General features: G+C 62.0%; 12 protein-coding genes. 7 read left to right on the top strand and 5 right to left on the bottom strand.

The features are described 5' to 3' along the window. Positions 1-74 precede the first annotated feature (74 nt). The 6 genes from mct to AMS69_RS10485 all read left to right on the top strand — a co-directional run bounded on the left by mct (position 75) and on the right by AMS69_RS10485 (position 6,506). Positions 75-1,265 (top strand): succinyl-CoA:mesaconate CoA-transferase, encoded by a 1,191-nt coding sequence (gene mct, locus AMS69_RS10505; protein WP_053968037.1) that lies wholly within the window; start codon positions 75-77, stop codon positions 1,263-1,265. A 70-nt stretch (positions 1,266-1,335) separates the two neighbouring features. Beyond that, a complete protein-coding gene (locus AMS69_RS10500; protein ID WP_053968036.1) occupies positions 1,336-1,776 on the top strand; it encodes a TRAM domain-containing protein in 441 nt (146 codons plus the stop codon). 201 nt (positions 1,777-1,977) lie between these two features. Then, the gene (locus AMS69_RS10495; RefSeq protein WP_004516850.1) at positions 1,978-2,538 is read left to right on the top strand and encodes a TATA-box-binding protein; all 561 of its coding nucleotides are present in this window, start codon (positions 1,978-1,980) and stop codon (positions 2,536-2,538) included. 140 nt (positions 2,539-2,678) lie between these two features. Continuing rightward, positions 2,679-5,126, top strand: a complete 2,448-nt coding sequence (locus AMS69_RS10490; protein ID WP_053968035.1) for an ATP-dependent DNA helicase — start codon at positions 2,679-2,681, stop codon at positions 5,124-5,126. A 75-nt stretch (positions 5,127-5,201) separates the two neighbouring features. Further along, positions 5,202-5,363 carry a DUF7563 family protein gene (locus AMS69_RS20620; protein WP_004516852.1) on the top strand — a complete coding sequence of 54 codons (162 nt, stop codon included), beginning with the start codon at positions 5,202-5,204 and terminating at the stop codon, positions 5,361-5,363. A gap of 51 nt (positions 5,364-5,414) precedes the next feature. Next, positions 5,415-6,506: an ArsA family ATPase gene (locus AMS69_RS10485; RefSeq protein WP_053968034.1), complete on the top strand. Its 1,092-nt coding sequence runs from the start codon at positions 5,415-5,417 to the stop codon at positions 6,504-6,506. Positions 6,507-6,525: 19 nt separating this feature from the next. Here AMS69_RS10485 and AMS69_RS10480 read toward each other — a convergent pair whose 3' ends face one another. The 4 genes from AMS69_RS10480 to AMS69_RS10465 form a co-directional block, all read right to left on the bottom strand. Further along, positions 6,526-7,350, bottom strand: coding sequence for an SDR family oxidoreductase (locus AMS69_RS10480; RefSeq protein ID WP_053968033.1), 825 nt, complete (start codon positions 7,348-7,350; stop codon positions 6,526-6,528). A gap of 54 nt (positions 7,351-7,404) precedes the next feature. Then, positions 7,405-8,211 (bottom strand): endonuclease V, encoded by an 807-nt coding sequence (locus AMS69_RS10475; protein ID WP_053968032.1) that lies wholly within the window; start codon positions 8,209-8,211, stop codon positions 7,405-7,407. 2 nt (positions 8,212-8,213) lie between these two features. Beyond that, the gene (locus AMS69_RS10470; protein ID WP_053968031.1) at positions 8,214-9,146 is read right to left on the bottom strand and encodes a rhomboid family intramembrane serine protease; all 933 of its coding nucleotides are present in this window, start codon (positions 9,144-9,146) and stop codon (positions 8,214-8,216) included. A 131-nt stretch (positions 9,147-9,277) separates the two neighbouring features. Further along, positions 9,278-10,222 (bottom strand): response regulator, encoded by a 945-nt coding sequence (locus AMS69_RS10465; protein WP_053968030.1) that lies wholly within the window; start codon positions 10,220-10,222, stop codon positions 9,278-9,280. Between the two features lie 407 nt (positions 10,223-10,629). Here AMS69_RS10465 and AMS69_RS21280 point away from each other — a divergent pair, with 407 nt between their 5' ends. After that, entirely contained in the window at positions 10,630-10,761 is a 132-nt protein-coding gene (locus AMS69_RS21280; RefSeq protein WP_255410229.1) for a DUF7503 family protein, read from the top strand. Between the two features lie 68 nt (positions 10,762-10,829). Here AMS69_RS21280 and AMS69_RS10460 read toward each other — a convergent pair whose 3' ends face one another. Beyond that, positions 10,830-12,914 carry a caspase family protein gene (locus tag AMS69_RS10460; protein WP_053968029.1) on the bottom strand — a complete coding sequence of 695 codons (2,085 nt, stop codon included), beginning with the start codon at positions 12,912-12,914 and terminating at the stop codon, positions 10,830-10,832. Between the last annotated feature and the right edge of the window lie 120 nt (positions 12,915-13,034).

Below are 13,034 nucleotides of genomic sequence, written 5' to 3'. Positions count from 1 at the left end.
TGATAATATGGCCTTAAGGAATTTATAACGGACGTTCAAGAAGGTTTATGCGGCCGCCCCGACGTGGTTTTCCCATGGGTGCGCTTGACGACTTGCGTGTGCTCGACCTGACACAGGTCCTCGCCGGACCGTACTGTACGATGTTGCTCGCGGACATGGGCGCGGATGTGGTAAAGGTCGAACGCCCCGGCGGCGACCTCATCAGGTCGAACCCACCGTTCGTGAACGACGGCGAGAAAGAGGCTTACGGCGGTTACTTCCAGAGCGTCAACCGTGGGAAACGCTCGCTCGAACTCGATCTTGGGACCGATGCAGACCGCGAGGCGTTCCTTTCCCTCGTCGAGCGCGCAGACGTGGTGGTCGAGAACTTCAAGGCCGGCACGATGGAGAAGTTCGACTGCGGCTACGAGACGCTACGAGAACACAACCCGGACCTCATCTACTCCTCGATTCGGGGCTTTGGCGACCCGCGGACGGGCGAAACTCACCGGCAGGGCCAGCCCTCGTTCGACCTCATTGCACAGGCGCTGGGCGGGGTCATGGAAATCACCGGCCAGTCGGATGGCCCCCCGACGAAGGTCGGCCCCGGCGTCGGCGACCTCTTCACCGCCGTGCTGAACGCCGTCGGTATCCTCGCGGCCGTCCATCACCGCGACCGAACTGGTGAAGGGCAATACGTCGATACAGCAATGTACGACTCGATGGTATCACTGTGTGAGCGGACGGTGTATCAGTACTCCTGTGACGGCGAGTCACCGACCCGGCAGGGGAACTCTCACCCGACGCTGTTCCCGTACGACTCCTTCGAGGCTGCCGATGGCCACGTCGTCATCGCGGCGTTCGCCGACGGCCACTGGGAAGCACTGTGTGAGGCGATGGAGCGCCCGGACCTCGCTGCGGACTACCCCGACGCCGGCAGTCGCATCGCGAACCGAGAGTCCCTTGGCAGCGAAATCGCCGACTGGACCGCCACCATCGACTCGGAAACGCTCCTGGACCTGCTCGAGGGACGTGTGCCGGCCGCGCCAGTCCAGAACACCGCCGACATCTTCGAAGACCCCCACATCCATGACCGGGAGATGCTCGCCGAGGTGGAGCAACCGGGCGCAGACAACCGGATGACTATCGCCGGCAGTCCGATAAAGATGACCGAAACGATGCCCTCGCCCGGTGGTCGCGCACCACTGCTAGACGAGCACAGAACGGAACTGCTCGATGAGGCTGGGGTCAGTACGGAGACCAATCGCGTCGAAGGCGACGACTAATCGGCAACTGCCGGCAATTTTCACCACATCCGGGCAGGACCATTATCTATCATGAGCCGTAGAATAGGCTATGGTCGAAGTTCCAGATGCGCTCAGTACATTGTTCAGTGCCCAGATAGAGACTGATGGAGACCGATATATTGTCGAAATTCCGAAAAGTGAAGTATCCCACGGCGCAGTTTCGCCGGGCGAGACCTACCGTGTCGGCCTGCTTTCGCAGGTCGACGCCGGCTCGTCGGCGACACCACCGACACAGACGCCCAAACAGGAGACCGACCCGGGCCGAGTTGACACTGACGTCCCCCAACCGCCAGTCGACGAGGGCGAAATCAGAAACGTTACCATCGAATCGCTCGGCGACCAGGGCGACGGTATCGCAAAAGTCGAACGCGGGTACGTCGTCATCGTCCCCGACGGCGAACCGGGCGACTCACCGACCGTCGAGATCGAGACCGTACAGGAAAACGTCGCGTTCGCGAGCGTCGTCGACAACGACGGTCGGACCGTATAGCGCTACAAGTTCGTTTTGAGCGGCCCAGTGACGGCCGGGCGGCAGCCTGAACGGCCGGAGTAAACGGCCAACGCAGGAGCGCTCAACCGACAGACCCCTACTTGAATGGAATCTGTCGGACGTGGTAGAAGTCGAAGAACGACTAGTAATCACAGCATCACAAACGTTTATATGATTTAAATCCGGTATTTAAAACACTATATGGTCGACCCAAAAGAGAGCATTGACATCGAAAATGTCGTTGCTTCGACCGGTATCGGACAAGAACTCGACCTTGAGAGCGTCGCGATGGACCTGGAAGGCGCCGACTACGACCCCGAGCAGTTCCCGGGGCTGGTCTATCGGACACAGGACCCGAAATCCGCCGCGCTCATCTTCCGGTCGGGCAAGATCGTCTGCACGGGTGCGAAATCCACGGACGATGTCCACCAGAGCCTGCGCATCGTCTTCGACAAGCTCCGCGACCTGAACATCCAGGTCGACGACGACCCGGAAATCGTCGTCCAGAACATCGTCAGTTCCGCGGACCTCGGAAGTTCGCTCAACCTCAACGCTATCGCTATCGGCCTCGGACTTGAGAACATCGAGTACGAGCCGGAGCAGTTCCCGGGCCTCGTCTACCGACTCGACGAGCCCGACGTGGTCGCGCTGCTGTTCGGTTCGGGGAAGCTCGTCGTCACCGGCGGGAAGCGAAAGGAGGACGCGGAGGAAGCCGTCGACACGATCGTCGAGCGGCTCAGCGACCTCGGTCTGCTGGACTAACGGCTCGGTGCCGGTGACTGGACGGCGGTCAGTCACAGCCCGTTTTTCGGTTCACTGCGGTTCTGACGCGATTCGCACTGAGCAACTGCGACAGCGAGGAACCCTGCGGTTCAAATACGAAGGCGACTAACCCCGGTCCAATGGCAGACTCTGCCTCGACGGGCACGGAGTCCTGGCGCACGTATTTTGGCTTCGACGAGCCGTACGAGAATCAGGCCGACGCCGTCGAGCGAGCCATCGAGGCGGGCAAGGCACGCGGCTTTCTCGCAATGGAAGGGCCATGCGGGACCGGCAAGACGATGGCCGCGCTCACCGCCGGCGCGACGCTGGTTCGCGATACGGACCTGTACGAGCGAATGGTCGTCGTCACGCCGGTCAAACAGCAACTCCAGCAGTTCGTCGACGACCTGCGAGCGCTCAACGCCGGTATCGAGGAGCCGTTCGACGGCATCTCGCTGGTCGGCAAGCGCGACCTCTGCCCGTACGGTCGCGAGGGCCAGTTCCCGGACGACGTAGGCACACACGACCGCTGTGAGGACCTCAGGGAGGCGACAGCGAGGTTAGTCGAGGACGATGGCGGCTCGGACGGCGCGGCTGTCGCAGACGCCGCAGTCGCCGGTGAGGCCGACGACGACCAGTGGTGGGACCCGCGGAAGGGCCAGGACCTCGCCGCGGCCGCGCGCCCCGACGCGGCCGAGCAGTCAACCCTCGGTGATGACACGCTCCGGACGGAGGGCGCGGCCTCGCCGTATCGACAGGCACAGCCGACGGCCCCGGAGTCGATGGCAGAGGGGTCGGACCCACCGCTGTACTGTCCGTTCGAGGCCGACTGGTACGCCCGCAACAAGGGTTCGCCCGTCGACTTTTCAGCCGGGGAGGGGCACGTGGTGACGATGGACGACTATCTCCCGGCGGCGACGGAACGCGGGACCTGCCCCCACCGGGTGATGAGCGTGCTGCTGAACGAGGCCGACGTTATCATCGGGAACTACAATCACCTGTTCGACCCGGGCTCTCGCCCGCTGCTCTCGGACGTGCTCGACGACCAGACGCTCGTCATCGTCGACGAGGCCCACCGGCTCGAAGAGCGCGTCCGGGACCTCCTGTCGGACCGCCTTGGCCGCCAGACCATCGTGCAGGCGCGAAACGACTGTACGACGCTTATCCAGCGCGCCCAGCAGAGCGCGGACCACAAGGCGCAGGTGCGTGAGGTACTGTCCGCCCGAGAAGTCCCGCTGGACGCGGTCGACCAGGCCAGGAAGTTCTACGACGACCTCGTCCGATGGCTCGACGACCGCATCGAGGCGTTCCTCGACGCCGAACACGAGGGGTGGCGCGCGGACCCGTCACTCCTCCCGGAACACGACCGCGAAATCCCGCTCCGGGACCCCGACACGGTCGAGCAGGACGAGCTGACGGAGTGGGCCGAGCGCAAGGGCTACGACGGCTCGCTCTGGCGTTCGTTGTCGAAGGTCGGAGCCGCCGTCGAGGACGCCATCGACCAGCTCGGGCTGACCCGGCAGCCGGTGTGTGCCGCCGTCGGCGTGCTGGCTGGCCAGTGGTGGGAGCGCGACCACGCCACCTTCCTCCGGGAAATCGAACTTGAACACTCGCCCAACCACGGACAGAGCCTCGACGCAGATTATCAGGCCGTCTACACGCCAGGCCTGCTGTGTTACAACTGCATGCCAGCGACGGCCCTGCGGAACGTCTTCGACGACCTCGGGGGCGGCATTCTGATGAGCGCGACCCTGGAACCGCTTGACGTGTTCACCCGCGTGTCCGGGCTGGACTCGATGGCCGAGACGGGTTCGACGGCCTCCGACGAGGAGGCCGGTGACGGACGACCGGTCCGGTCGACGACCTACGACCTGCCGTTCCCGCCCGAGAACCGCGCCTCGTACCTCGTCGACGCGACGCCGTTTACCGCGCGCAACCGCGGCGACCCCGAGTCGATGCGGCCGCTGGGCGAGAACTGGAACCCCACCCGCGACGAGTACGCACAGGCCCTGCGCGCGCTGGCCCGCTCGCCGGGCAACGTCATGGTGGCGATGCCGAACTACCGAGAGGCGCGCTGGGCCGGCGCGTACCTGCAGGACGCCGTGGAAAAACCGGTCCTCGTGGACGAATCATCGAGCAACGAGGAGACCGAACGGCTGAAACGCGAGTTCTTCAGCGGCGATGGAACAGTCATGGTCACGTCGACGCGCGGGACGCTGACCGAGGGCGTCGACTACGACGGCGAGAAGCTGTCGACATGTGCGGTCGTCGGCATCCCGCTGGTGAACATCGGATCACCCCGCGTCCGGGGCGTCCAGCGCGCCTACGGCGACGCCTTCGGAGAGGACAACGCCTTCGAGTACGCCCTGACAGTGCCGGCTGTACGGCGCGCGCGCCAGGCCATCGGCCGCGTCATCCGCGGCGTCGACGAAGTCGGGGTGCGGGCGCTGGTCGGCCGTCGGTACACACCGGACGCACGCCATTCGGTGTATCCGTACCTGCCAGCGGGGGAGCGAGAGGAGTTCACTCGGATGACGCCGGACTTCCTCGCGAGCCAACTGGATTCGTTCTGGGCCGACCACCGGTAACGCCACCTGCTGATCAACCGGAAGAAATCGTTGACAGCGGAAGGCATTTACATCGTGGAACGAGTGTACCTATAGATGCCCGAGTGTCAGAACTGCGGTGAGTTCGTAACCGAGCAGTACGTACGGGTTTTTACACCAGAAGCCGTCGAGGGTCACGGTCCTCGGGTCTGTCCGAACTGTGAGGACAAACTCCGTGACGGCGCGGACGTCCGGGAAGCGCGGTCTTCGAGACAGTAGGACAACTCCTTTTCGGGAAGTACTCAAGTCCGGACGAGTGTAGCTTCTGGCATGAGCGAACTCGACGTCGAAGCGGTCGACGACATCGACGCACCCGCGGGAATCGACGCGGCGGAGTACGTCCTCTACGGGGGGAAAGGCGGTGTCGGCAAGACGACGTGTGCCGCAGCCACGGCGCTGGCCTCCGCGCGAGATGCCACGGCGACACTCGTCGTCTCCACGGACCCTGCCCACTCCCTCTCGGACACGCTGGATGCGGATATCCCGGCGACACCGACGCGCATCCGCGAGGATATCCCGCTGTACGCCGCAGAGATCGATCCGGAGGCCGCCGTGGGCGAGGGGCCGCTGGGCGTCGATGAGGACGCACTGGGCGGTGTGGGCGAACTCCTCGGCGGCGATGGGATGTTCGGTGGGGGTGCAGGCGGTGCGGCAGGCGCGGGCCAGGCCGAGGACCCCATCGGCGGCGAGGACGGACTCCTCGGCGGCTCGATGCCCGGAGCCGACGAAGCCGCGGCGCTCCGGCTCCTGCTGGACTACGTCGACGACGACCGCTTCGACCGCGTCGTCATCGACACCGCGCCCACCGGTCACACGCTCCGGCTGCTGGAACTCCCCGAGACGATGGACTCGATGGTCGGGAAGATTCTGCAACTCCGCGAGCGATTTTCGGGGATGATGGACAACCTCACTGGGATGTTCGGCGGCGATGACGACGAGGTCGACGCCGAAGCCGGCATCGAGGACCTGCGGGAACTGTCGGACAGAATCGAGCATCTGCGGTCGATTCTACAGGATCCCCGGAAGACGGATTTCCGCATCGTGATGGTTCCCGAGGAACTGTCCGTCGTCGAATCCGAGCGCTTGCTCGCTCAACTCGACGAATTTAACATTCCGGTCAGCACCGTCGTCGTCAACCGAGTGATGCAGGACCCGAGTGAGGTGCTCGGCGAAGACGTGGACATCGCCGGTCCGAACCACGCCGACTGCGAGTTCTGCGCGCGGCGCTGGCAGGTCCAGCAGGACGCGCTGGCTCGGTCACAGGACATGTTCCGGGGCCACGATGTCCGCCGCGTGCCGCTGTTCGCCGAAGAAGTGCGCGGCGAGCGGCTGCTGTCGGTTGTCGCGGCCTGTCTGGACTGAGTGAGGCGACGGTCGCGGCTTAGCTAGTCAGCTTCCGGATAACGCCGAAGGCCGCGTCACGCCACCGAGCCGGCAGGTAATCAAGCATGAGCAGCAATTGCGCGCCCTGTCCGACCGGATACCGCGGTTCGGGATCGCTGGCGTTGGCGGCATCGCGGATGGTCAGCGCAACCGTCCCGGGCGTGACCGAGAGCGCGTCCTGAATGCCGATGAGACTCGAATCCTCGTGAGCCTGATACAGCCAGTCGTACGCGCCGGATTTTTCCAGGTTGTCGAGTTCCTCGTCAGCGCGGTCGTCAAAGTTGGTCTCGATCGGGCCAGGTTCGACCAGCACTACGTCGATGCCGAATTCCTCGACCTCCATCCGGAGGGCGTCGCTGAGTCCTTCCAGCGCGAACTTCGAAGCTGCGTAGCCGCCCTGATTCGGGAACGCGATACGGCCAGCGACGCTGGAGACGTTGACGATAGTCCCGTTCTCGCGAGCGCGCATGTGCGGGAGCGCTTCGCGGATGAGTCGGTGCGGCCCGTAAAGATTCACGTCGAACTGCTCGTGCAGCGCCGCCGTCGACACGTCCTCGACTGCGCCGAACTGCGGATACCCGGCGTTGTTTACGAGGCAGTCGAGTCGCCCCTCGGAATCGACGAGCGCCTCGACGACCCGCTCGCATTCACGGGGGTTCGTCACGTCGAGTTCGGCGGTTCGACAGCCGCTGTCGCCGAGGTCTTCGATGTCCGATTCGTCACGAGCGGTCGCCCAGACAGTCCAGTCGTCGGCCAGGAACGCCTCGGCACTCGCCCGCCCGATACCTGAGGACGCCCCCGTAATCAGCACCGTCTTCGCCATGTGTTGGCCGGGCAAACACACCCCGGGAAGTTATACTGTCGGTTATCGGACGGCTTATTCGACAGATTCCTTCGCCTCGTCGGCGTAGCTGTCGGCAAGCCGGGTTGGTTCGGGCAGCTTGTAGCCGTCAGCGGTGGCTTCGACGAGGGCCGCCGCGGACCCGGCGCTGACGCGATGGCCGGGACTGACGATGAGCGGGTTGATGTACCGGTTCGGCGAGTCGTACTGACGCGTCTGGAGCGCGTGACCGATAACCGTTCCATCGGGGCAGGTCTCAACGCTGTCGTCGGCAGTAATCGGAATCCGCGTCCCTTCCGGGTACGTCTCATCGAGGGACTGCTCCGGCGTGCCACAGAGGAGATTCTTGGCGACGCCGACGGCTGGTACGTCCAGTGTGACGCCGATATGTGTCGCCAGCCCAGCTTCCCGGAAATGAATGCGACCGCTGCCGTCGACCAGCACCACGTCGGGGTCGGTCTCCAGTTCCGCAAACGCGGCCAGAATTGCCCCGCCCTCGCGGAACGACAGCAGGCCGGGGATGTACGGGATTTCGGTCCGTTCGACGGCGCTGACCCGCTCGACGACCTCGCCGTTCTGTAGCACGACGATAGCCGAGACGGCCCTGTCGTCGACGAACGCCTGGTCGACGCCGGCGACGAGCGGCGGGTCCGCAGCCCCATCGCCAGTCCTCAGCGTCGTCTGCTTGCCGTCCGGAGCGTCTCCTGAGTGAGCGATACCTTGGGGAGAAAATCCCAGATCATCTTCGAACCGCGCAGCCTCGGCGATGTCCCGCTGTAGCGCTTCCATCGCAGCCTGTGAGAGCGACGGGTCGGGGACGAACTCAGGGCGAACCGGGTGCATCGTTACGGACGACGCCGGCCGGGACCACCCGGTCCACCCGGCCCGCCGGGGCCGCCGCCACCGCCGAACTGTATCTGGCCGGGGATCCGGGCCTGCCCCTTGATTTTCTGGCCGTACCAGAGCCCGATGACGAGACCGATGAGGTGGGCGAGGTGCGCGATGTTACCGCCGAGCAGGCCGGCCCCCATCGGATTGAGCGATCCGAAGATGCTCAACAGGAAATAAAATCCGGTGATAGCCCAGATCGGGACGGGAATCAGGAAGTACAGGTACACGCGGAGATCGGGTTTCAAAACAGTCAGAAACGCCATGATCGCCAGCGCCGCGCCGCTGGCTCCGAGGACGCCGGCGGAAGTGCCCTGTACCGTCTGAATTGCGATCTGTCCGAGGCCAGCCAGCACGCCGGAGGCGAGGAAGAATATGGCGAATTTCTTCGACCCGATCTGCTGCTCAACGATCCGGCCGAAGAAGTAGATGATAATCCCGTTGCCGAGGATGTGATAGAACCCGAAGGGAGCGTGTGAGAACACTGAGGTGACCCAGGTCCAGACGTACTCGGGATTGTTCGGATGGAGGACAAACAGCGTCTGAAAGGCGTCGCTGCCCAGAGAGAGAATGACAACGTGTTCGAGAATGAATACGATCCCCATAATCGCCAGGAACAGGTATGTGACGTTCCCCCGGAAGTACGCCAGTGGCCCGCCGGGCCCGGTGTCGATACCGAGCCGGTCGGCGACGCCACCGCCGGAGGTCTGGCCGGTGTTTACACTCTCGTCGAACCCGCTGTCGAACACGCCGCCCGGATCGCTCCAGTTGTCAAGTCCGGGGCAATCGTGGGCCTCGGGCAGTCTGTGTTCCGCACAGTAGGTCCCACCACAGTGCCCACACTGGTACGGCATGTTCTCCTGCTTCCCACAGGCATCGCACTCCGACATTATACTACGATAGGAGTGGCCCGTGGAAAGGGATTGTGCTTACACTGAGCCAGCCAGCGACACACTGCTATGACACTGCGGTGTCTGAATTGGTAACAGCAAAAGGCTGTACGCAACAGCCAAGCAGCGACTTACCCGTCAGTGTCGGGATTACTTTTTGCGTCTCGCAGCACGCCTATCCACGCCGGATTGCCGTCGTACTCAATCGACCCGCCGGATACTTCGATGGGGCGCGTTTCACCGTCGGCCTGTCGCCCTTCGAACTCCGAGTGGAACGTATCGAGTTCGTCTGACTCTGCCGCTCGGAGTGACTCAGGAAGTCTGTCGCCGTCGCCTTCCGCCGTGAGGAGGGCCGGAGACTCGTCGATAAGTTCACTCTGGTCATAGCCAAAAATGTCAGCCAGCTTTTGGTTCACGTAGACAAACGTCCCGTCCTGAATGATACAGACGCCCGCAAGCTCCTGTTCAACGAGCCGTTGATACCACGAGAGGGCGTTCCAGAACCGCTGTTCTGTGCGGTGTTGTTCAACGGCATTCTCGATTCGGTTGGCCAGGACATCGTACGTGTCTGATCTCCCTCCCTTCTGCATATAGTCCGTGACACCCGATGCAATTGCCTCGCTGGCGATCTCTTCACTGCCCTTGCCAGTAAACAGAATAAACGGGATGTCCTGATACTGCTCGCGGACGAGTTCCAGAAACTCCAGCCCATCGGTGTTTGGCATATCGTAATCGCTGACGATACAGTCGACCTGCTCGCTCCGGAGGACCTCAAGCGCGGCGACGGCGCTGGTCTTGGTCACGACGTTGAAGTCGTCGTTGATGCGTTCGAGATACATCTCGACCAGGTCACCGACCTGCGGGTCATCATCGACGTGCAGCACCGTACACTCCTGCGACTGCTCGACTTTCGCCAGTGGAACCGGTACCTCTGCCCGCGTCTCGTCACGCCGGTCCACTGATTCGGTCCGGAGAAGTGGTGCATGTCGCGTTGCCGCGCGCCGGCTGCCGCTGATGGCCGCACTGGACAGCTCTACCGTCTTATCTCCGAGCCGCCACTGCTCCTCAGAAGTCATCCGTCCTCCCGGTGGTGGCGACAAAGCCGCCAGCAAGCAGCCATTCTATCAAACTGATAGCGATTGCCGTACACATCGACCACCCTGCGTCCGACCCCCGGAGCGAACTAGCAGGAGATATACATCTCAGATAATCATCAGCTGTTTTCCATTCATACATCAATACTAGACCCTGATTATCAATTACATACCTGTCTACTAAACGCTACTGATGGGGGTGTCGCTGGTTATCTCTTACGTGTACGCACGACCTGTGCGTGTGCCTCTGCCCACTAAACACGCGCTTCTAGCCTTGTGCATGTTATTTTCTGGATTTAACTTTTAATTCTATACTTAATACAATATATAATATGTAGGTACTTTTCAAATAAATTTAATTATCTACCCGCCGTCATCGAAGTTGTATCATGTCAGATACCACCATGCGCGAATACCTCGCAGAGCACCCAAAAATGACCGGCGCACTGTTCACTCTCCTGTTGCTACTGTCGCAGGCAGGGACCGCAGCAGCTAATAATAGCGCGTACCCTGGGCCATAGACGGTAAAAATATTGAGTAGGTTGAACTATTCCTTTACTTAGGATGGAGTACTGGCCGATTAGCGCACTTAATCTATAGAATCCAAATCTATTGACCTGCTCCAATAGAGGTCCCCTTCGTTCCTAACTGGTATCTGCTGCATTTGTAGAAAGTCTTCCAATTCTCGCCTAGAAACATTGAATGTGTCAATTTCACCCGGTACTAAGTAATGATCCTCAGAGCGAGTAATGTGCGGAAATATAATAGCTCCTAACGCTTTGTCATCCGTAGAGTATACGTTCATTTCTATGTTATAGCCAGTTTCAGTTGCTTGTATCGCAAGCAGGTTTGGCATTCCCCCATTTGTCTGCGTCACAGTAACACCACCATCACCAACCACGATATACTGCCCACCGAGAACACTCTCACCGCGTGCAATGGTAAGTGCCGCGCGAAGGGGGAAGCCGCAGTTCAACAACCGTGCGACCGTCTCGCCGATACGAACCGCGCCGTCGTTCAGTACTTCGTTGAGTGTGACGATGCCAGCGATTGCACCCTTTTCGACGAGTGCTAATCCCTGATTGTAGGAGTTGCAGGCGTTCAGCAGGAACGTGTCGATGCCGACCGAGTCGACCGTCGTCACGTCCAGTTTGCCATCGCTACAGACGAAGCCGTCGTGTTCGGTGTGGCCGATATAGTGGAAGAACTCCGCGTCTGTCGTGAGCACGGTCCTGAGTTCCGCCGTCGTCAGGTCGTCGTGGACCGTGACATCGAACGGCAGGTCGTCGCGGGTCCCGTACACGTCGTCGACGAGCTGTCGTTCCTCGTCCATCCGGTCGTCGTTCTGGACGACGCGAATCGTGATATCCTCGGCGTTCGTGTCGCGGTCGAGTCGATGTTCGAACGCTGCTTTGGTCAGCTTGCTCGCGCCGATGGGGATGCTGTCGCCTATCCAGGCCTGTTCCAGTGAATCCTCAGCCTGCGGTTCGACGTAGTCCGTCCCGGCTGGGTTGGTGGCGGTGTCGGAACTCGCAGCACGGGTGATAACATCGTCCCGAGTAAATTCCGCCTCAACCTCGGCCGGAACGCTCGCCTGATCCAGTCCTTGCTGCTGGTGTGTCCGGACGATAGCGAGGTCGTCGACAACGTACGGGAGCTGTTCTGCGTTCGCCGGCACCGGGTCGATATGCGTCGTCAGCCGCCACTTCGGAATGTGGTCCTCGATAACGTCGTACGGGACCTGCAGGTAGGCGGCGACTTGCTCCGCGAGCGGCTGCTGATACAGCGACTCGAAGTCGAGGTCGACGTACGGCTCGATGGCTGCTCGCTCGTGTAAGTCGATCTGGTGGAATCCTTCTGTGCGTGTGACACAATCGAGGAAGAAGAGACGTTTGAGCGTGCGTCCAACCTCGGATTCGAAGCCCCGGGCGGTGTCGAGCGAGTACGTGAATCCGGTGTCGGTCGTGAGCCGCGGTTCGGATGCGGGGACGAGCGAGGCCCCGAGGTAGTACGAAAGCGGCGCGGCGACGAAGATCGACGCGAGGTCGGGCGGGAGTTCGAGCGTGACACCGGTGTCCGGACTGTCGATATCCGCCGGGATGTCCAGCGTCTCACCGATCTCAAGCGCTGGGGGGTGGCCGCGAAGCGTTGGATAGGAGCGTTCAGGGTCGTAGGCCTTGAGCGCCGACCCGAAGGTCTCGACGGCGGCCATCACGTCGGTCGGGTCCCCGGTCGTCGTGACCGTGGCCGCGGGCCGGTCGTGCTGGGAGCGAGCGCCGATGAGTACGTTCGTCGGGGAATCGAACTCGATCCGGGTCCGGTCCGAGTCGACGGTGACCTCAACCGCGGTGTCTTCGACCCGCATATATGTCTTTATCTGCGTCAGCGGGTCCAGCACGTAGTCGTCGGCCGGAAGCGTCTCCGACTCGAACTGCGCGACCTCAGCGGCTATCGCCCCGTCGTCGTCACGGACGTACACCATAACTACTGTTGGCAGTTCGATGGCCTGAGTCCGTATCTGGACAGCGTCCCCGACGGGATACTGAAATACGTCGGTCGCTGCCTCTCTGAGCGCGATGGGTGCCGGCGTATGTATCCGGTAGCGCTGACGTTCGATCTGATCAATGACCGCGAGCCCAGGACGGTCGTCAAGCGGTTCGAAGGTTAGAGTCATATAATAACCGAGAGGGACGGTGTTATTCTCGTATCATACGAACGATAGAGACGATGAAAAAGATATCGCCGACCTCGTCTGCCCCCAGTCGGGACCGCTCACAGCGTTCGCGTGGCACAG

It is taken from the genome of Haloarcula rubripromontorii (genome assembly GCF_001280425.1).
In the GTDB taxonomy this organism is placed as follows: domain Archaea; phylum Halobacteriota; class Halobacteria; order Halobacteriales; family Haloarculaceae; genus Haloarcula; species Haloarcula rubripromontorii.
This window is presented reverse-complemented; position numbering and strand designations above follow the sequence as displayed.